11 protein-coding genes, 3 rRNA genes and 2 riboswitches are annotated in these 20178 nt (G+C 44.8%); of the genes, 2 read left to right on the top strand and 12 right to left on the bottom strand.

Annotation, left to right across the window (positions count from 1 at the left end; translation table 11 throughout):
• Positions 1 to 3: 3 nt before the first annotated feature.
• The 9 genes from B4U37_RS02220 to B4U37_RS02180 all read right to left on the bottom strand — a co-directional run bounded on the left by B4U37_RS02220 (position 4) and on the right by B4U37_RS02180 (position 14534).
• Positions 4 to 540 (bottom strand): P-loop NTPase family protein, encoded by a 537-nt coding sequence (locus B4U37_RS02220; RefSeq protein ID WP_088016873.1) that lies wholly within the window; start codon positions 538 to 540, stop codon positions 4 to 6.
• A gap of 536 nt (positions 541 to 1076) precedes the next feature.
• Positions 1077 to 1193: ribosomal RNA gene (gene rrf, locus B4U37_RS02215) — 5S ribosomal RNA — on the bottom strand.
• Positions 1194 to 1280: 87 nt separating this feature from the next.
• A 23S ribosomal RNA gene (locus tag B4U37_RS02210) occupies positions 1281 to 4212 on the bottom strand.
• A gap of 225 nt (positions 4213 to 4437) precedes the next feature.
• A 16S ribosomal RNA gene (locus tag B4U37_RS02205) occupies positions 4438 to 5989 on the bottom strand.
• The 16S, 23S and 5S rRNA genes sit together here, the layout of an rRNA operon.
• A gap of 451 nt (positions 5990 to 6440) precedes the next feature.
• Positions 6441 to 7766 carry an NCS2 family permease gene (locus B4U37_RS02200; RefSeq protein ID WP_088016872.1) on the bottom strand — a complete coding sequence of 442 codons (1326 nt, stop codon included), beginning with the start codon at positions 7764 to 7766 and terminating at the stop codon, positions 6441 to 6443.
• A 130-nt stretch (positions 7767 to 7896) separates the two neighbouring features.
• A riboswitch (purine riboswitch) is annotated at positions 7897 to 7998 on the bottom strand.
• A gap of 147 nt (positions 7999 to 8145) precedes the next feature.
• The gene (gene guaA / locus B4U37_RS02195) at positions 8146 to 9666 is read right to left on the bottom strand and encodes a glutamine-hydrolyzing GMP synthase (protein ID WP_088020095.1); all 1521 of its coding nucleotides are present in this window, start codon (positions 9664 to 9666) and stop codon (positions 8146 to 8148) included.
• Between the two features lie 390 nt (positions 9667 to 10056).
• Positions 10057 to 10158, bottom strand: a riboswitch (purine riboswitch).
• Positions 10159 to 10197: 39 nt separating this feature from the next.
• Positions 10198 to 12420 (bottom strand): transglutaminase TgpA family protein, encoded by a 2223-nt coding sequence (locus B4U37_RS02190; RefSeq protein ID WP_088016871.1) that lies wholly within the window; start codon positions 12418 to 12420, stop codon positions 10198 to 10200.
• A complete protein-coding gene (locus B4U37_RS02185) occupies positions 12421 to 13635 on the bottom strand; it encodes a DUF58 domain-containing protein (RefSeq protein ID WP_088016870.1) in 1215 nt (404 codons plus the stop codon). It lies immediately after the preceding gene.
• Entirely contained in the window at positions 13635 to 14534 is a 900-nt protein-coding gene (locus B4U37_RS02180; RefSeq protein WP_087942028.1) for an AAA family ATPase, read from the bottom strand. The genes B4U37_RS02185 and B4U37_RS02180 overlap by 1 nt, the downstream gene beginning before the upstream one ends.
• A 424-nt stretch (positions 14535 to 14958) precedes the next feature.
• Between B4U37_RS02180 and B4U37_RS02175 the strand changes: the two genes are divergently transcribed.
• Positions 14959 to 15660 (top strand): Na-translocating system protein MpsC family protein, encoded by a 702-nt coding sequence (locus B4U37_RS02175; protein ID WP_010191689.1) that lies wholly within the window; start codon positions 14959 to 14961, stop codon positions 15658 to 15660.
• A 131-nt stretch (positions 15661 to 15791) separates the two neighbouring features.
• The gene (locus B4U37_RS02170) at positions 15792 to 16193 is read left to right on the top strand and encodes an anti-sigma regulatory factor (RefSeq protein WP_088016869.1); all 402 of its coding nucleotides are present in this window, start codon (positions 15792 to 15794) and stop codon (positions 16191 to 16193) included.
• A 169-nt stretch (positions 16194 to 16362) separates the two neighbouring features.
• On the opposite strand, the gene B4U37_RS02165 is transcribed toward B4U37_RS02170, so the two are convergent.
• The 3 genes from B4U37_RS02165 to B4U37_RS02155 form a co-directional block, all read right to left on the bottom strand.
• Positions 16363 to 16731, bottom strand: coding sequence for a VOC family protein (locus B4U37_RS02165; protein WP_088016868.1), 369 nt, complete (start codon positions 16729 to 16731; stop codon positions 16363 to 16365).
• Positions 16732 to 16834: 103 nt separating this feature from the next.
• Positions 16835 to 19417: an ABC transporter permease gene (locus B4U37_RS02160; protein WP_088016867.1), complete on the bottom strand. Its 2583-nt coding sequence runs from the start codon at positions 19415 to 19417 to the stop codon at positions 16835 to 16837.
• Entirely contained in the window at positions 19414 to 20097 is a 684-nt protein-coding gene (locus B4U37_RS02155) for an ABC transporter ATP-binding protein (protein WP_010191693.1), read from the bottom strand. Before B4U37_RS02155 ends, B4U37_RS02160 begins: the two co-directional genes overlap by 4 nt.
• Positions 20098 to 20178 lie beyond the last annotated feature (81 nt).

The raw sequence follows: 20178 nt of genomic DNA, 5'->3' as shown, positions 1-20178 counted from the left end.
TCTTTAAGAAGCAGAGCTACTCTTTGCTTTTTCTATCTCTTGTATAAAATATTCAATGGCACTTTGACCCTTCAGCCTCACTACCAGCTTGTCCTCTTGGTAAAAATCTAGCCTCTGTTTCATCGCTTTCTTCCTTGAACGGTAAGTGGTAATGATAAACTTCAGGAAACTCCATTCCATCCGCTCTGTACACTCCCCGCCAAGATCAGGACGCCTATTCCCAAGGTTAGTCAGCCACCTCTTTATTACACGATACAAGCAAACCCGTAACGGAAGCTCCAGATAGATGATGGTATCCGCCTTTTCAGCTCTTATATCAAAAGTTGCCGTATAGTTTCCCTCCACAATCCAGGAGTTGTGGTTTTTTATTATTGCCTGCTGCGATTGTGAGAACTCCTCGATGCTTGCCTCTACCCAGCCTGGTTTCCAAAAGTACGCATCCAGATGAAACACTTTTACATCTAAAGCTTTCCCGAGCCTGGTAGCAAAGGTGGATTTCCCTGCACCTGCCGATACCCCAATGACCATTATGCGTTGCATGTTTGATTGCCTCCCCTTATTGCTTTAACGTTCTATGTTTAGGATATTTAGTATAGAGGAAATTAGTGGGAAAATCTAGGGGGGAGGAAAGGGTTTTAAGACTTTATCTGTGAGCATTTGTCTTCTGGAAGGTCTTAATAACGGCATTAAAGACGTCTACGATGAATACTTCTCTTCAGAAAAGTCTTTATAGAGTCTATCAAGACCTTTTCATTGGAATTTCCCCCGCCAAAGTGTCTTCATACTCTTAATGAAGACACTTTTAGTGAAATTTCCGGCTTCAAACTGTCTTCATAACCATTATGAAGACACTTTCAACTAACAAAGCCGCTTGAAAGTGTCTTCATCTTACATATATTGGTGGTAAACGATGACAAAACTTCCTTCTTCCTCATTGTTTTGGCACCGTTCCGCCTCTACGATGACAAAAACTCCTCTTTCTCAAGGATTCTGTCATCGTTCCGCCCCTACTCCCCAAAAAGAAAACACAAAAAAACCAGCGCCTAAACTAATAAGCACTGGTTTCCCATAAATTTGCCTGGCAACGTCCTACTCTCACAGGGGGAGATCCCCCAACTACCATCGGCGCTGAAGAGCTTAACTTCCGTGTTCGGTATGGGAACGGGTGTGACCTCTTCGCCATCATTACCAGACATATTTAGTTGAAGGTTGATCCTTCAAAACTAGATAATGTGTTCATATCAAGATATTCATATCGTTCACTTATTTCGATACTTATTTGGGTTAAGTCCTCGATCGATTAGTATTCGTCAGCTGCACGTGTCGCCACGCTTCCACCTCGAACCTATCTACCTGATCATCTTTCAGGGATCTTACTTGCCGAAGCAAAAGGAAATCTCATCTTGAGGGGGGCTTCATGCTTAGATGCTTTCAGCACTTATCCCGTCCGCACGTAGCTACCCAGCTATGCCTTTGGCAAGACAACTGGTACACCAGCGGTGCGTCCATCCCGGTCCTCTCGTACTAAGGACAGCTCCTCTCAAATTTCCTGCGCCCACGACGGATAGGGACCGAACTGTCTCACGACGTTCTGAACCCAGCTCGCGTACCGCTTTAATGGGCGAACAGCCCAACCCTTGGGACCGACTACAGCCCCAGGATGCGATGAGCCGACATCGAGGTGCCAAACCTCCCCGTCGATGTGGACTCTTGGGGGAGATAAGCCTGTTATCCCCGGGGTAGCTTTTATCCGTTGAGCGATGGCCCTTCCATGCGGAACCACCGGATCACTAAGCCCGACTTTCGTCCCTGCTCGACTTGTAGGTCTCGCAGTCAAGCTCCCTTGTGCCTTTACACTCTGCGAATGATTTCCAACCATTCTGAGGGAACCTTTGGGCGCCTCCGTTACTCTTTAGGAGGCGACCGCCCCAGTCAAACTGCCCACCTGACACTGTCTCCCAGCCCGATAAGGGCTGCGGGTTAGAATTTCAATACAGCCAGGGTAGTATCCCACCGACGCCTCCACCGAAGCTAGCGCTCCGGCTTCTCAGGCTCCTACCTATCCTGTACAAGCTGTACCAAAATTCAATATCAGGCTACAGTAAAGCTCCACGGGGTCTTTCCGTCCTGTCGCGGGTAACCTGCATCTTCACAGGTACTATAATTTCACCGAGTCTCTGGTTGAGACAGTGCCCAGATCGTTACGCCTTTCGTGCGGGTCGGAACTTACCCGACAAGGAATTTCGCTACCTTAGGACCGTTATAGTTACGGCCGCCGTTTACTGGGGCTTCGGTTCAAAGCTTCGCTTGCGCTAACCTCTCCCCTTAACCTTCCAGCACCGGGCAGGCGTCAGCCCCTATACTTCGCCTTACGGCTTCGCAGAGACCTGTGTTTTTGCTAAACAGTCGCCTGGGCCTATTCACTGCGGCTCTCTCGGGCTTTAACACCCTAACAGAGCACCCCTTCTCCCGAAGTTACGGGGTCATTTTGCCGAGTTCCTTAACCAGAGTTCTCTCGCTCACCTTAGGATTCTCTCCTCGCCTACCTGTGTCGGTTTGCGGTACGGGCACCATACTCCTCGCTAGAGGCTTTTCTTGGCAGTGTGAAATCAGGAACTTCGGTACTATATTTCCCTCGCTATCACAGCTCAGCCTTAATGAGAAGCGGATTTGCCTACTTCTCAGCCTTACTGCTTAGACGCGCATATCCAACAGCGCGCTTACCCTATCCTTCTGCGTCCCCCCATTGCTCAAACGGAGTGGAGGTGGTACAGGAATATCAACCTGTTATCCATCGCCTACGCCTTTCGGCCTCGGCTTAGGTCCCGACTAACCCTGAGCGGACGAGCCTTCCTCAGGAAACCTTAGGCATTCGGTGGAAGGGATTCTCACCCTTCTTTCGCTACTCATACCGGCATTCTCACTTCTAAGCGCTCCACTAGTCCTTACGGTCTAGCTTCAACGCCCTTAGAACGCTCTCCTACCACTGTTCGTAAGAACAGTCCGCAGCTTCGGTGATACGTTTAGCCCCGGTACATTTTCGGCGCAGAGTCACTCGACCAGTGAGCTATTACGCACTCTTTAAATGGTGGCTGCTTCTAAGCCAACATCCTGGTTGTCTAAGCAACTCCACATCCTTTTCCACTTAACGTATACTTGGGGACCTTAGCTGGCGGTCTGGGCTGTTTCCCTCTTGACTACGGATCTTATCACTCGCAGTCTGACTCCCATGGATAAGTCTTTGGCATTCGGAGTTTGACTGAATTCGGTAATCCGATGAGGACCCCTAGTCCAATCAGTGCTCTACCTCCAAGACTCTAACACATGAGGCTAGCCCTAAAGCTATTTCGGAGAGAACCAGCTATCTCCAGGTTCGATTGGCATTTCACCCCTACCCACACCTCATCCGCTCACTTTTCAACGTGAGTCGGTTCGGGCCTCCATTCAGTGTTACCTGAACTTCACCCTGGACATGGGTAGATCACCTGGTTTCGGGTCTACGACCACGTACTCATGCGCCCTATTCAGACTCGCTTTCGCTACGGCTCCGTCTCATCGACTTAACCTTGCACGTAATCGTAACTCGCCGGTTCATTCTACAAAAGGCACGCTATCACCCATTAACGGGCTCTAACTACTTGTAGGCACACGGTTTCAGGATCTATTTCACTCCCCTTCCGGGGTGCTTTTCACCTTTCCCTCACGGTACTGGTTCACTATCGGTCACTAGGGAGTATTTAGCCTTGGGAGATGGTCCTCCCTGCTTCCGACGGGATTTCTCGTGTCCCGCCGTACTCAGGATCCACTCAGGAGGGAACGAAGTTTCAACTACAGGGTTTTTACCTTCTATGACGGACCTTTCCAGATCGCTTCATTTACCCCGTTCCTTTGTAACTCCATGTTGAGTGTCCTACAACCCCAAGAGGCAAGCCTCTTGGTTTGGGCTAATTCCGTTTCGCTCGCCGCTACTCAGGAAATCGCGTTTGCTTTCTCTTCCTCCGGGTACTAAGATGTTTCAGTTCCCCGGGTCTGCCTTCCATACCCTATGTATTCAGATAAGGATACTGCTCCATTACGAGCAGTGGGTTTCCCCATTCGGAAATCTCCGGATCAAAGCTTACTTACAGCTCCCCGAAGCATATCGGTGTTAGTCCCGTCCTTCATCGGCTCCTAGTGCCAAGGCATCCACCGTGCGCCCTTAATAACTTAACCGTTGACCAATATGGTCATGTGTCGATATCAGCGATGATATCTATAAAGAAAATTACTAAGATGAACGATATTCTGTGAATATCTTGATATTAGTTACATTATCTAGTTTTCAAGGAACAACTGGGACAATTCGTAAGAATTGTCTAAGGATAAATCCGAAGATTTATCTACATTGAGAGAATGCTCTCTCAAAACTAAACAAAACAACAAGCGTACATTCCTTAGAAAGGAGGTGATCCAGCCGCACCTTCCGATACGGCTACCTTGTTACGACTTCACCCCAATCATCTGTCCCACCTTAGGCGGCTGGCTCCAAAAGGTTACCCCACCGACTTCGGGTGTTACAAACTCTCGTGGTGTGACGGGCGGTGTGTACAAGGCCCGGGAACGTATTCACCGCGGCATGCTGATCCGCGATTACTAGCGATTCCGGCTTCATGCAGGCGAGTTGCAGCCTGCAATCCGAACTGAGAACGGTTTTATGGGATTGGCTCGACCTCGCGGTTTTGCTGCCCTTTGTACCGTCCATTGTAGCACGTGTGTAGCCCAGGTCATAAGGGGCATGATGATTTGACGTCATCCCCACCTTCCTCCGGTTTGTCACCGGCAGTCACCTTAGAGTGCCCAACTGAATGCTGGCAACTAAGATCAAGGGTTGCGCTCGTTGCGGGACTTAACCCAACATCTCACGACACGAGCTGACGACAACCATGCACCACCTGTCACTCTGTCCCCCGAAGGGGAACGTCCTATCTCTAGGAGTGTCAGAGGATGTCAAGACCTGGTAAGGTTCTTCGCGTTGCTTCGAATTAAACCACATGCTCCACCGCTTGTGCGGGCCCCCGTCAATTCCTTTGAGTTTCAGTCTTGCGACCGTACTCCCCAGGCGGAGTGCTTAATGCGTTAGCTGCAGCACTAAAGGGCGGAAACCCTCTAACACTTAGCACTCATCGTTTACGGCGTGGACTACCAGGGTATCTAATCCTGTTTGCTCCCCACGCTTTCGCGCCTCAGTGTCAGTTACAGACCAGAAAGTCGCCTTCGCCACTGGTGTTCCTCCAAATCTCTACGCATTTCACCGCTACACTTGGAATTCCACTTTCCTCTTCTGCACTCAAGTCCCCCAGTTTCCAATGACCCTCCACGGTTGAGCCGTGGGCTTTCACATCAGACTTAAAGGACCACCTGCGCGCGCTTTACGCCCAATAATTCCGGACAACGCTTGCCACCTACGTATTACCGCGGCTGCTGGCACGTAGTTAGCCGTGGCTTTCTGGTTAGGTACCGTCAAGGTGCGAGCAGTTACTCTCGCACTTGTTCTTCCCTAACAACAGAGCTTTACGACCCGAAGGCCTTCATCGCTCACGCGGCGTTGCTCCATCAGACTTTCGTCCATTGTGGAAGATTCCCTACTGCTGCCTCCCGTAGGAGTCTGGGCCGTGTCTCAGTCCCAGTGTGGCCGATCACCCTCTCAGGTCGGCTACGCATCGTCGCCTTGGTGAGCCGTTACCTCACCAACTAGCTAATGCGCCGCGGGCCCATCTGTAAGTGATAGCCGAAACCATCTTTCAATAAAGAACCAGGAGGTTCCTTATATTATCCGGTATTAGCTCCGGTTTCCCGAAGTTATCCCAGTCTTACAGGCAGGTTGCCCACGTGTTACTCACCCGTCCGCCGCTGACCTTTCAAAAGCAAGCTTTTGAAAGGTCCGCTCGACTTGCATGTATTAGGCACGCCGCCAGCGTTCGTCCTGAGCCAGGATCAAACTCTCCAATAAAGAGTCTGAGCTTTTGCTCAAAATTTGCTAGCTTGTCTTACTTAAAATCATTTGTCGTGTTCCGTAGAACCGACGTTATGACGCTGTTGTTTTGTTTAGTTTTCAAAGATCATTTTCCGTCGCTCCGTGGCGACTTAATTACTATACCATGTTGTGTGTTTCTCGTCAACATGTTTTTTTAAGTTTTTGTTGCGAGCATTACAGCGACTTAACAAATCGTGTTTTGCAGCAACGAATAATAATATACCATGTTAACATAAACACGGTCAACTACTTTTTTAATATAATTTTAAATTCCTATTTTAAGAGGGCTTCCTTCTATATAGAAGGTATAAGAGCGTCCTCTTACATATACGGTACCACCTGTACATTTCCTCAAACATTCTTAACAGAAAAAATCCCTGCCATATTTTAGCAGGGATTTCAAGACGATGCTTCTATTTCTATTAATCTATTCAATCAGGAAAACAAAGTACAGGATGAAGATGACAAACAACGCATACATGATCGGGTGAATCTCTTTTGCTCTACCTTTCATAATCATGGTGATCGGGTAGAAAATGAATCCTACTGCGATCCCGGTTGCGATGCTGTATGTCAGAGGCATTGCGATAACTGTCAAGAATGCTGGTACTGCAATCTCAAACTTGTTCCAATCAATTTTTCCAAGTGCCGATACCATTAACACACCGACAATGATTAGCGCTGGTGCTGTTACCGGTTCAGTGATTACGGACAGCAACGGGAAGAACACTAAAGATAATAAGAACAATCCTGCTGTTACGACAGATGCAAATCCTGTTCTACCTCCTGCTGCTACACCGGAAGATGATTCAATGTAGGAAGTAGTAGTGGAAGTTCCAAGTACCGCTCCGGCTACTGTTGCTGCAGAGTCTGCGAAAAGTGCTTTTCCTGCTCGTGGAAGTTTGTTGTCTTTCATGAATCCTGCTTGGTTTGCAACTGCAACGAGTGTTCCTGCTGTGTCAAAGAAATCTACGAATAAGAATGTAAGGATGACAACTAGCATTTGAATGGTGAAGATATCTCCTAAACTAGCGAATGCCGCACCGAATGTAGAGTCGATGCTCGGAACTGCTCCTACCACTGCTGTAGGTCGATCGATAAGGCCAAACAACATACCAACTACTGCTGTAATGACAATCCCGAAGAAGATTCCACCTTTAATGCCTCTTACCATAAGGATAACTGTGATGACTAGACCGAAGATTGCTAGTAATGTATTACCGTTTGTTAAATCTCCCAGTGCCACAAGTACTACTTCGTCTCCAACGATGACACCTGCATTTTGAAAACCGATGAAAGTGATGAAAAGACCGATACCTGCTCCGACCGCATATTTCAATTCTGCTGGAATAGCATTGATGATTTTTTCACGAATCCCGAATAGTGTTAAAAAGATAAAGATGATACCAGAAACTAATACGCCTGCTAGAGCTGTTTGCCATGGAATGCCCATGCCAAGTACTACTGAGTAAGCGAAAAATGCGTTAAGACCCATTCCCGGTGCAAGTGCGATTGGGTATTTTGCATAGAGGCCCATGATTAAACAACCAATCGCTGCGGATAGTGCAGTTGCCGTAAAGATCGCACCTTGGTCCATGCGAAGCGCGTCTGGATAATCACCGACACTTGCTAGTGAAAGCATAAGTGGATTAACTACCAATATATAGGCCATTGCCAGGAATGTCGTTAGTCCTGCAATGGATTCTGTTTTGTAGCTTGTACCGTGTTTTTGAAACTCAAAATAATTCTTCATGCAAAAATCCTCCTCAAGGTAATTCGTACAAATAAGAAAACGCCCCTGGCATAAACCAGGGGCGTTCACAATTAACTGACGAGGTTAGGATAAAGAGAGCTCATCCACCTGAAAAAAGATAGATGCCACGCACAAAATCCTAATACCTCGTAGTCAAGCCGTTTACGGTAGCCTGGTAGAAACTTTTGGGCCATATTCCCAAATTTATACGAGATTTGAACTATAAATGTATGATAATTTCTGTTTTTATATTACCAAGTTCTCACTCATGCGTCAACAGGAAAAACGAACATTCGACAAATTATTTTCTACAAACGTTCGCCTTTACAAGAAAAAGAGCTGACCGAAAGCATTCCAGTCAGCTCTATATACTATAATTCTATTCCCACTCGATCGTTGCCGGTGGCTTAGATGTAATGTCATACACAACGCGGTTGATGTGATCCACTTCGTTTACGATACGCGTGGAGATTACTTCTAGTACATCCCAAGGGATACGCGCCCAGTCAGAAGTCATTCCATCAATGGATGTCACGGCACGGATACCAATGGTGTAATCATACGTACGTTGATCTCCCATTACCCCTACACTGCGAATGTCAGGAAGTACCGTGAAGTATTGCCAGATATCACGGTCAAGACCAGCTTTTTTGATTTCTTCACGAAGGATATGATCGGATTCGCGAACAATTTCTAGTTTCTCATCTGAGATTTCACCAAGAACACGGATTCCAAGACCTGGGCCTGGGAACGGCTGGCGCCAAACGATTTCGTCCGGAATACCTAGTTCTGTTCCTAATGCACGAACCTCGTCTTTGAACAATGTATTCAATGGCTCGATCAATTGGAACTGCATGTCCTCAGGAAGTCCGCCCACATTGTGGTGGGATTTGATCGTTTGTGCAGTTGCAGTACCGCTCTCGATGATATCTGTGTAAAGCGTACCTTGTGCAAGATAGTCGATGCCCTCTAATTTAGATGCTTCATCATCAAACACATAGATAAATTCGTTACCGATGATTTTACGTTTTTGCTCAGGGTCAGAAACACCTTTTAGCTTGTTAAGGAAACGGTCTTTTGCATCCACTTTAATAACATTCATGTTGAAGCCTTCACTGAATGTTTTCATTACAGCATCTGCTTCGTCTTTACGCAGCAAGCCGTGATCAACGAAAATACATGTTAACTGGTCACCGATTGCTTTGTGAATCAACACAGCAACAACCGAAGAGTCTACCCCGCCACTTAGTGCGCAAAGTACTTTCTTGTCGCCGACAACGTCACGGATCTTTTGCATTTCGATTTCAAGGAAGTTTTCGATCGTCCAGCTGTCTGTGCAACCACAAACGTTATAAACAAAGTTTCTTAACAGGTCATTACCATACACAGAGTGACGTACCTCTGGGTGGAATTGAACACCGTACATTTTCTTGTCTTCATTACTGATTCCAGCGATTGGACATGCAGGGCTTGTCAAATCAACTGCAAAGTCTTCCGGCTCTTTCACAACTAAATCGCCATGGCTCATCCATACGACTTGTTGTTCTGGGATGTCTTGATAGACGGCAGATTGGTTGGAAACAGTAGCAAGTGCTTTTCCGTATTCACGGTGACTTGCTTTTTCTACTATTCCGCCAAAGTGCATCGTCATCAGCTGCATGCCGTAGCAAATTCCTAGAACAGGGATGCCAAGTTCAAAGATTTCTTCGTCACAACGGAAGGAGTTTTCTCCGTAGACACTGTTTGGTCCGCCAGAAAGGATGATTCCCTTTGGATTCATTTTTTTGATTTCTTCTGCTGTAATCGTATGTGGGTGTAGCTCGCTGTAGACACCGAACTCACGGATACGACGTGTAATTAGTTGGTTATATTGACTGCCGAAGTCAAGGACGACGACCATTTCTTGGATACCTTCCACCCGAATTCACCTCATAAGTTTATTATTTTTCGGAGCATATCTTTTCGTTTATTTTGACCTATAAAAGGAAAGATATGCCTTTCGCTTTAAAAAGGCTAATCTCTTGACTCCTGTAGATTTCTGTTCCAGGTGTTCGCTTTCCTAGGGGCGGTGCTTGAGCCTCCTCGGCTTCGCCTGCAGGGTCTCAACCTACCGCTATCTCCCTCAGGAGTCTCACACCTTGCACTCCAATCTACAGGTGGATAAACTATCACATTTAAAGTCGGAATACCCTTTAAAACACAAAAAACTAGAATCTTCCCCTCATATATACATAAGAAGGCAGAATTCTAGTTTGCTAGTGGGGGCTTATATGGGTATAATGCGCCCTACCAGTATTAGAACTGCCTTCATAGTCGGGTAGTTGACGGCAACCCGGTAGAGACTCTCGAACCATATTATCGAGGATATATGAAGCCAATAAATTATAGTTGTATTAATTTGACCTTATTCTATCAGTGTGTTTCTACTAGGTCAAGATGATGTCTTTTTAATTAAATTTTCCCATAATTCCACCGATTTCTCCCATTCTTGCTCTGACGAATCGCCACGGTATAGCACACGTTCGTAACGAGCAGTGAGTGACTGCATATCACCTGTACTGAAATGATCGTCGATATACTTGGCATATTCCCGGAGCGTCTGACAATCTTTACGGGTGAGACCGACGGCGTGCAACTGTCTCAACAGTGCTGGATATGCTTTGTTGAACGTCCCTTCATCCCTTTTTCCTTTATAGCGCAGGATATAGAAGTATGGAATCCACTTATTGCGGCCGAAAAATAACAAGGCACCCGCAGCAACTAACGACGCCACGAAAAGTGCTACAGGCTTCCAAGAGATATCCGCAAAATTCCACGTTCCATCATTAGAACCAGTTGCTCCAGCAGACTCTTCATCTTCTCCTGGATCCAGCTCAGGAATATTACTTTCATCTGTTTCCGGCTGTTCCGGTTGTTCGATGGAATCGTCTTCTTCCGTTGTTTCCCCTGTATTTTCTTCTACAGATTGATACACAAAGCTATAAGGATTAGAAAAACCGCTTGTTGGTTCGTATGTCACCCAACCAACTTCTGGATAATAAACTTCCACCCAAGAATGGGCGTTATTGTTTGTTACTTCAAAGAGGCGTGTTGAACGATCCGTCACATCGACAAACTCACCTTGCGTGTATCCCTTTACCCATCTTGCCGGTATGTCAACAGCACGCAAAAGGGCAACCATTGAAGTCGAGAAGTTATCGCAATAGCCCTGCATCGTTTCAAACAGGAATTGATCCACATAATCCTCGTCCCCTGTCGGAACAGCAACTTCTGTTGTTTCATAGACAAAGTCGTTGTTTCGGAAATACCTTTCCACTGCGTTAACCTTATCAAAGCGGGAATTGAACGACCCGGTGATTTCTTCCGCTAGCCCAACCACCCTGTCTGGCAGAGAGTCAGGCAACTGGGTGTATCGTTCCACAAACTCCTCGTTGCTTTCCTCTCCCGTTCCAGGCTGCGCTCCTTTTAATGCTTCTATATAATACCTTGGAAAATCATAGTTCATTTGGTATTCTTCTAGTTCTATCGGATCTCCGTCTTCGTCCAGTGTACGAATTTTCTCCGTACTCTCATCAAGGCTAAAACTGACAGCCTCTTCTTCCACTTGGATTTCATTTAATCCCAGCGGATAATTAATATGAGGATAGGTTTTTTCCATTGTCAACGTTGCGGAATAAGCGTCTGTCGGAACTTCGTCACTCATCCAAGCGACCTGATCATTCTGTCCCCCGTCAAGTTCCGCGCGTTCTCCTTCTGTTGAGTCCCAACCTTTTCCTGTATAGATATCTTTCGTCTCGACACGCCAATAATGGGTGCGCGTAAGTTCAGCTTGGAACACGACGCTATCATCAGGAACAAACGGGCCACCAAGGCGGGAATCGTTTTCGCCATATCCTATCTTACGCACTCCGCCACCTGTTCCCGGACCATCTCCATTACCAATAGCCTTCAAGAAAGGCACAGGGTCTGGCCAAATAGGGGCTGCTTTAGGAGAGAAGTAGCCCGCTGTAGCGGAAAGAAGAATGAAGATAATCAACGGAATACCCCAGCCGATGAGGAGCTTTCCACTTCTATATACACCTTCCCGTTCTTTCAAACGTTCCAGATGGACAAATCCAACAATGGAAAGTCCCACCACAATCAACCGCATAATCGCTTCATTCCCTTGATACGGCGTAAAAGTATCAAGGATCGCAACATAAGTGATCGTAAAAATAACGAATAGCAACATTTGTTTGCGGTACAAGATCCAGTAGATCACTAGATAACTCACAAGCCATAGAAGAACAAACAGTAGGATACTCCGGAACAACCCTGTCATCGCGACCCAGTCTTGTGCCCAAATGACATTCGCATTATATTTGATATCATTCCAAAGGTACGCTAACCAGTCTTTACTCAGAAACCTGCCGTCCATATAGAGGATATGAATAAAATAAAACATAAACCCGAAATGAACGAAAAAGCTTAAGATCGGGAGTATTTGCAAAAAGGACAGTGAGAAAGAAATTAGAAGGAATACGACAAACACATACAAATTCGCGGTATCCGTCACATCCCTCAGTGGCAAGATCCATTCTAAAAGCAGAATAAATCCGAACACATGCATGAGAAAAGCATAAACGTTCCGCTGATATGGGTTGGATTTTGCCATCTAACTCACCTCACTTCTAATCGGACTTTTCGTTTTATTCGGGTAGACCGTTTTAATCAATATATTTCTCCGCTTTAATAGATCCATATAAGCAAGTTCTTCACTCGTTAAACGTACTCCATCATCCTTTGTCAGATGCACTTCTAGATGCAGGTGCCTAGAAGAGAGTTTCTCTAGGCTTTCCACCATGCCTCTCCCAATCTTTCCTGTGATAAAAAGAAAGGTAACGGTTGGCTGAAATTTGCCGATTTCCATTTCAATCACTTTGGAAAAGTCCCTTTTACTATTCGGTTGGATTTTTGCAAGATGATAGTAAATTCCTGCAAACTGCTCTTCCCCACTTCGCAATGAGTAGACTGATCGATCTTCTCCAACGGACACAAGGCCCACCTGTGATCCATATTTGAGAATAGCTTTGGTCATGGCAGCGCTATAACTTACCGCACTTTCAAATGAGGTGGGTTGGGAACGATCGATAAACAACATAACATCATGTGATTGCTGCTGTTCAAATTCCTTGGTCATAATATCGTTTCGTCGCGCGGTCGCCTTCCAATCGATCCAGGAGAACCGGTCACCAGGTTGATATTCCCTGACCCCAACCGTCATGGACGTATCGCGAACCATCTTCATTTTGGAGGATGTGGACCCTTGATCAAATTTATTTTCGTGTTGCCTATACGTCATTTCTGTAAAACTTGGATACACCAAAAAGTGTTGATCCAATTCTATGATTCTCTCTTTTTCAATCAAGCCAAGGAAATCACCCGTCACTAACCGTATGCCTGTCAAAGTATGCTCCCCGCGCGGGACACGATCTAGCGCATATTGAATGGTAATCGTGCTTTTAAACCACGGAAAAAGGATCCGTTTTGCCTGTTTGGTCTGCTGACAAAACAACAGGTCGTTAGGAAGCACCTCTTCTACTAAAAGAAAGGCAAGTGGAACCGGCACCGTTCTCCTTAAAGTGATGGTTCCTACCAACCTGTCCCCCGCTCGATATTTTTCCTGATTGATGGTTCTTGAGACGTCAAAATCCTTAAGTGGATATACTAAAATTAAAAAAGCATACAAGGCAAAAGGCAGGAAGCTGATAAATAAAAACCAGCTGACAAACCCGCCTTGGAACATGGCATAAACAAATGTGGTGGCTACCAATAGCAGAAAAGAAACCAGTTTCCAGACTTTTTTAGCTTTCTGAAAAAATGCCTTCATTATCTTGTCATCGACCTTTGAACCGGAATCGGTGTGCGGTCAATCACCTTTTTCACTACTTGCTCCGCTGTCATTCCCTCAAACTTCGCCTCTGATTTCAAGATAATCCTGTGCGGCAACACGTAAGGAGCCAAATATTGAATATCATCCGGCACCACATAATCTCGGCCATGAATAAAGGCATATGCTTGTGCTGCTTTCATCAATGCCACGGAACCACGCGGACTCGCTCCCAAGTAAACGGATTGATGGGTACGCGTTCGATTAACCAAGTCCACGATGTACTCTTTTACCGTCACATCCACATGCACTTCTTTTACCTGCTTTTGCATTTCTTGAAGCTCTTCCAATGTAATAACCGATTGCAATTCATTGATCGGCTGTTTTTTTTCGGTTGTATGTAAAATATTCACTTCTTCTTGAGGCGTTGGGTAACCCATGTTCATTTTGAATAAAAAGCGGTCAAGCTGCGCCTCTGGCAGTGGATATGTTCCCTCATATTCAATCGGGTTCTGAGTGGCCATAACAAAGAACGGACTGCCGAGTGAAAGCGTGTTGCCATCCACTGTTACACTGCCCTCTTCCATTCCCTCTAATAAAGCGGCCTGTGTTTTCGGTGATGTACGGTTAATTTCATCCGCAAGGACTATATTCCCCATAATTGGGCCAGGCCTGAATTCGAACTTTAATTCTTTTGGATTGTAAATGGAGCTACCTGTTACATCTGAAGGCAAAAGGTCAGGAGTGAACTGAATGCGTTTAAAATTCGCCCCGACAGACTTGGCAAGGGAACGCACCATCAATGTCTTCCCTACTCCTGGTACATCCTCTAGCAGTACATGCCCTCCAGCAAGCAAGGCGACAATACTCAATTCCGCCACATGTTCTTTCCCAATCATAACATTGCCAATATTATCTAATATTCGTTTTACTTGTAATGGTGAAGTTTCCAAAATCCGTACCCCCTAGAATCTATATTTATCTATAAATCGACAGCAAAATGATACCTAACCTACACTATATTCGCTTTTCTGGCAATAAAACCCTTTATTACCTATGCAAATAGTTTCAATTTTCCCTATATATAGAATAACAAAAAAAGGAGAAAGAATGGTACTAATCGCTCTCAGGGAAAAAATAGCAAACAATATCAAATAATAAAGAAGGAATTTCGTATTCTGTGTAGAATTTTCTACATATAAGAGGGTGTGACCAACTTAAACATTTACCCCTATATCAAAAGGGTTAAACTTTTAACCCGTGCATCCCTTAAAATCTTCACAGAGCATAGGGCAAACCTCTTGTTCTTAAAGGGATGAGACAATGGAAGTAAAACTGCAGCAGTCCGAGTTATCGAGCGAAATTGGAAGATTACTAAGAAAGCACTTTGGAAAAGGACCCGAGGCTGTCTTTGTAACTATCGCATCACCATATGTCATCATCTACTTACGCCACTTCCTATCTCCCATAGAAAATATGCTTCTCGAAGACAATCATACGATGACGGTCGAAGAGATACGAGATAAAATGATGCGTAAATTGAACGACAAAATAAAAGAAATGATTCATTCCGTCACAGGATTACCGATAAAAGAGTTCTATTATGACTGGACTTTCCAGAACGGATCTGGCCTCTTGGTCGGAGTAGAGGAAAAAACTGAGAGATTCTTTGAATACAATTATCCTAATCGACGAGAAATTGAGACTATCATCGCCAAAATCAGCGCCGAGGCAGAGAAACATCCGGACATTACATATTCTCATATGTTAAACGACCGTACGTTGATCATAATTAGGGAAGGCATCCTCGTTCGAATAGAGGAGCAACTTATTGAACTTGGATTCGAAGAAGCGCTGACTCTCGCAAAAAGGAAACTGGAGAAAAATCTCCTATTCCAAGCGAAACCATCTTTTCAACAACTGTTACAAAAAGAAATCCAAGAAATATTTGTAAACTGGGACTTCACCCTAGACAAAAGCGTCATCGTATTTATATTGGCGCCACAAAAAAATAACGGGCAGTAATGATCTAGGCATGGAACTGGACATAAGCCAAAGAGAAGGCGGTACCCCATCCGCCCTCTCTTTGGCTTTTTTCGTTAATCGTTTACCTCTCCGCTTATGGCAAACTGCTTTACCCTAGGAGGTATGATTGAATGGATATTAAACACCAACTCACCATCAAAGACGACAAAGATATCATCATGGCCAGAAGACTTGGAAGAGAAATAGCCACCAGTATGGGTTTTAGCTATATCGATCAAGTCCGCATTACTACCGCCATTTCAGAACTGGCACGAAACGCGATTAAATATGCCGGATCCGGAACTGTATGCATTGAAGTGATACATAAATACGCACCAGGATTAAGTGTAATAGTAGTCGATAACGGACCCGGAATAACCAGCATCGGCAAAGCATTGGAAGACGGCTACTCCACCTCCGATAGCCTCGGAGCAGGACTACCCGGAGTAAAAAGAATGATGGATGAATTTATGATAGACTCCGCGATGGAGAAGGGTACCAGAATTGAAGTGGTCAAATGGTTGAGGGGGTAGCGGGCTGTGGGGACAGGTTCCTCGACCCACCACCCTTCTACTAACCTACAAATCTCACGTATCGATGTGGAAATAAATGGATTGTCGTCGATTTAACATGATTTATTGAATAATTCTTGTTTTTCCCCACATTTTTACCCAACTGCCTTCCTTAAAATTCACTTCGAACTCACACCCACTCCAAAAACTCAAGCCTGTTTCCAAAAGGATCACTTACATAAATTCTATTTGCCCCAGGAAGATTGTCGTCCACCGTGTACTCCACCGCCCGCGAGCTCAAGTAGCTTTTAAATTCTTCTATTTGATGTACCTCAAATGCCGGATGTGCCTTTTTGGCAGGAACAAAAGGCTCCTCCACCCCTAAATGAAGATGAACAGCCCCTCTAGCAAACCAAACCCCGCCTCTTTTTCTAAGTGTCTCCGGCTTTTCCACTTCTTCCAATACTAAAATCTCACCATAAAATCTTCGTGCTTCATCCTCCTGCCCCTTCGGCATAGCAAGCTGTACATGGTCGATTTTGTTGATAGTAAATGACATAAAAAAACCCTCCTTTTGTAAGATGGTAGATTCTACTTCCATCTTACTCATGGAGGGTGATAATAGAAATGACGGTTATTTTATGAATAGCTATAAGCTTTCCTTATATATTCTCTTGTTTCAAACCATCAATGATATTTTCTTTCTTTATTTTTGATATAGAATATAGCATGGCCGAGCTGACGATAACGAAAATGGCAGCTATCACAAACAGGATTTCGAGCCACGGCAAGCTAAAACCATATTCAAAGGTTGCGTTTACTGAGCGATATAATAAATACATAACACCTATACTGATTGGCAAACCAATTAGGAGGGAATTGACTCCATAAAAAATGCTTTCGTAGTTGATCATTTTGTTAAAACCTTTTGGGGTCATTCCGACAGACTTTAGCATCGCAAATTCCCTTTTCCGCAAAGAGATACCGGTAGAAATGGTATTAAAGATATTGGCAATGGAAATCAAGGAAATCAAGGCGATGAATCCATAGGTGAATACCGACAGGAACATGATCATTTGTTGGTCACGCTCTCTGCTTTCTACCGCGTTATAAATATACATCGAGGAAGGGACGACTTCCTCTAACGTTTCTTGCATCTCCGTTGGATCACTAGTATTCAAATACAAAGAGGATTGAACTTGGCTTGCCGCCCCCTCATTTAGAATACTATTGAACGTTTCCATGGGGACTATGACATCCAACCCACCAAGACTTGCCGTTCTGGTACCCATTAGAAGTTCGTCTGTAAGTGCGCCGATTTCCAAATCCGAAAGAGTAGTGGTTTCGTTTGTATCATAGTCGGTAAATAGCAGCTCTATCCTATCACCTGGCTTTGTTTGGATCGATTCCGTTTCAACAAACTTAGATGCTTCGTAATCTTGATAGGAGATCGTATCGATAATGATAGCCTTCGGGTTATTAGGGTCCTGATAAATCGCAGGGTCTGTGCCGACTTTATCTGCATACTCCTGAAAACTGCTTTCACTTAAGCCATAAAAATTAATGTAAAATGGGTATTTTCCATCTTGGAGTGCCCCACCTTCCTTCTCTATATATTCGAGTAATAATGGAGGAAACATCTCTTCATCTATTAAGGACGTTAACTGGATGGACTTGTGAAGGCTATGTTCCGTTATGCCTTCTAGTTGTACCAACGATTCCAAAGTGGAAATGTCCCCGCTTCCTTCTGAAACTGCAATATCAAAGTCGATGCCATCCTGTGACATTTCCACCGATTTGCTCAAATTCTGCGTAAAGAACGAAACGGATAGAAAAAGAACGATGCTGATAACGAGTGAGAACAATGTGGCATAATACCTTTTCTTGTTCCTTTTTACATTTTTCAGTCCGATTTCCGCTTCCAGGCCGAATATTTTTCTGACCAGTTTGGAGGTCTTAACAACTTTACCAGTCAGCTTAATATCCTGTGTCTGGCGGATTGCATCAATGGCTGAGACTTTGGATGCTTTACGGGCAGGCATGTAAGTGGAAACAAAAATGGTGGCACTCGAAATCAAGCAGGCAATCAGGACGGAAGCCGGCGTGATCACCACTTTAAGCTCTTCAGTTGCCCCCAATGCACCCGAAATAAAGGTGTTAATGAACATAAAGGTAATCGCTATCCCAACAAGACCGGCTAAGACACCGATCGGGATACTGATCAACCCAACGACTGCCCCTTCAAAGAAGACCGAATTACGTTTTTGCTTCTTGGTTGCCCCAACACTTGAAAGCATACCCAAATGCCTTGCCCGTTCGGAAACGCTGATGGCAAAAGCATTATATATCAGAGATACCGAACCAATCACGATGACAGCAATAATGATTCCCGCTAATGAATACATAGTCGTATGGAGATTATCGTTATCAGTGATACCATAATATCGGAGCAGTTCATCATTGAAACCTACCCCTACTATATCGTTTTGTTGTGCTAGTTGTTCCGCTTGTTTGAAAATGGAACGGTTTAGATCCTTAACCACCACAACGGCATCAACATTCACCTTTTGATTCAGATTTTCCTGATCGATATAGTTGATCACCGTATATCCGGGTGCCCACGGATCCTCCCATGATGGTCTTTCCATTGTTCCTACCACCGTGAAAGTTTCTGTTGAATGGACCTCTAAGTTTTCAAGAAGTCTCTCTTCATCCCTTTGAACCGAATAGTTCTGCAATAATGGGTCGGGTTCACCTTCCATCATGCGATTCCCGATTGCAACGGTTATTTCAGTGCCGATTTCATAGTTAATGCCGGTGTCTTTCACAAGATGATCTGACACAACTACTTCGTTTGCCGCTTTAGGCAGGCGTCCACCGCTTAACTCAATTGGAAATTGTTCAAATCCCTTTTCATTGTATCCTTTAAAAAAGAGATAGGGCTTATCCGTCACCTCATCACCTTCCAACATTGCATAACCCATATCGCTGGAAAGAATCAGGTCTTTCGTATCCCCATCTTCTTCAATTGCTATTATTTGCTCACTGGTGACATTTTTATATTGAACATGCCACTCTCCATTGTCTGCAATAGTTTGCCTTTTCAAAAGGTCTAGAAAGGAGACTCCTAGCGTCGCGACAGCCATCACCATCGCAACCGAGATGATGACACCAATGATGGTCACCATTGTCCTTCTCTTATTTTTCTTCAGATGCCTTAGTGTCAGCTTATTGATGATGTTCATGGACGGATCACCTCGTCCTTGGCAACTTTTCCATCATTGATTTCAATGACACGGTCAGCCTGCAGGGCAATCCTTTCATCATGGGTAATGACGATAAGCGTCTGATTGAAAGTTTTATTGAACATTTTCAAAAGCTCCATGATCTCGCCGCTATTTTTGCTGTCGAGATTTCCTGTTGGCTCATCCGCAAGAATAATTGCCGGATTGCTGATTAGTGCCCTTCCGATAGATACTCGCTGCTGCTGTCCGCCGGAAAGTTGATTTGGCAAGTGATTCAGACGATGGTCCAATCCAAGTGTGGACGCTATATCACTAAATTGCTTCTGGTCCACTTTGTGTTCATCCAACAATAATGGCAGTGTCATATTTTCTTCCACTGTCAAAATCGGGATCAGATTATAAAACTGGTAGATCAACCCGATCTGCCTGCGTCTAAAAATCGCCAGCTGCGTTTCATTCAATTGATAGATATCGGTGTTATCAACAAGCACCTTACCACTTGAAGGTCTATCCACTCCACCAAGTAAATGAAGAAGCGTTGATTTACCGGATCCAGATGGACCGATAATTGCAACAAACTCCCCTTTTTTTACTGAAAATGATACATCATCCAATGCCTTTACCGCTGTATCTCCCTTACCATAAACCTTAGACAGATTTTCTATTTGTAAAATGCTCATCGCATTCGCCTCCATATGTTAAATGTATCCTCAGTATATCTGCCTAAGATGACTATAAGGTGACTTCCATTGTGACAGTTT

The sequence above is a fragment of the Sutcliffiella horikoshii genome (assembly GCF_002157855.1).
GTDB lineage: Bacteria > Bacillota > Bacilli > Bacillales > Bacillaceae_I > Sutcliffiella_A > Sutcliffiella_A horikoshii_C.
This window is presented reverse-complemented; position numbering and strand designations above follow the sequence as displayed.

Excerpts from the sequence above, each read along its gene's own strand:
- guaA (WP_088020095.1), bottom strand. The coding sequence starts at position 9,666 with ATGGTCGTCGTCCTTGACTTCGGCAGTCAATATAACCAACTAATTACA.
- B4U37_RS02165 (WP_088016868.1), bottom strand. The coding sequence starts at position 16,731 with ATGTCATTTACTATCAACAAAATCGACCATGTACAGCTTGCTATGCCG.
- B4U37_RS02180 (WP_087942028.1), bottom strand. The coding sequence starts at position 14,534 with ATGATTGGGAAAGAACATGTGGCGGAATTGAGTATTGTCGCCTTGCTT.
- B4U37_RS02190 (WP_088016871.1), bottom strand. The coding sequence starts at position 12,420 with ATGGCAAAATCCAACCCATATCAGCGGAACGTTTATGCTTTTCTCATG.
- B4U37_RS02155 (WP_010191693.1), bottom strand. The coding sequence starts at position 20,097 with ATGAGCATTTTACAAATAGAAAATCTGTCTAAGGTTTATGGTAAGGGA.
- B4U37_RS02185 (WP_088016870.1), bottom strand. The coding sequence starts at position 13,635 with ATGAAGGCATTTTTTCAGAAAGCTAAAAAAGTCTGGAAACTGGTTTCT.
- B4U37_RS02220 (WP_088016873.1), bottom strand. The coding sequence starts at position 540 with ATGCAACGCATAATGGTCATTGGGGTATCGGCAGGTGCAGGGAAATCC.
- B4U37_RS02170 (WP_088016869.1), top strand. The coding sequence starts at position 15,792 with ATGGATATTAAACACCAACTCACCATCAAAGACGACAAAGATATCATC.
- B4U37_RS02175 (WP_010191689.1), top strand. The coding sequence starts at position 14,959 with ATGGAAGTAAAACTGCAGCAGTCCGAGTTATCGAGCGAAATTGGAAGA.
- B4U37_RS02200 (WP_088016872.1), bottom strand. The coding sequence starts at position 7,766 with ATGAAGAATTATTTTGAGTTTCAAAAACACGGTACAAGCTACAAAACA.
- B4U37_RS02160 (WP_088016867.1), bottom strand. The coding sequence starts at position 19,417 with ATGAACATCATCAATAAGCTGACACTAAGGCATCTGAAGAAAAATAAG.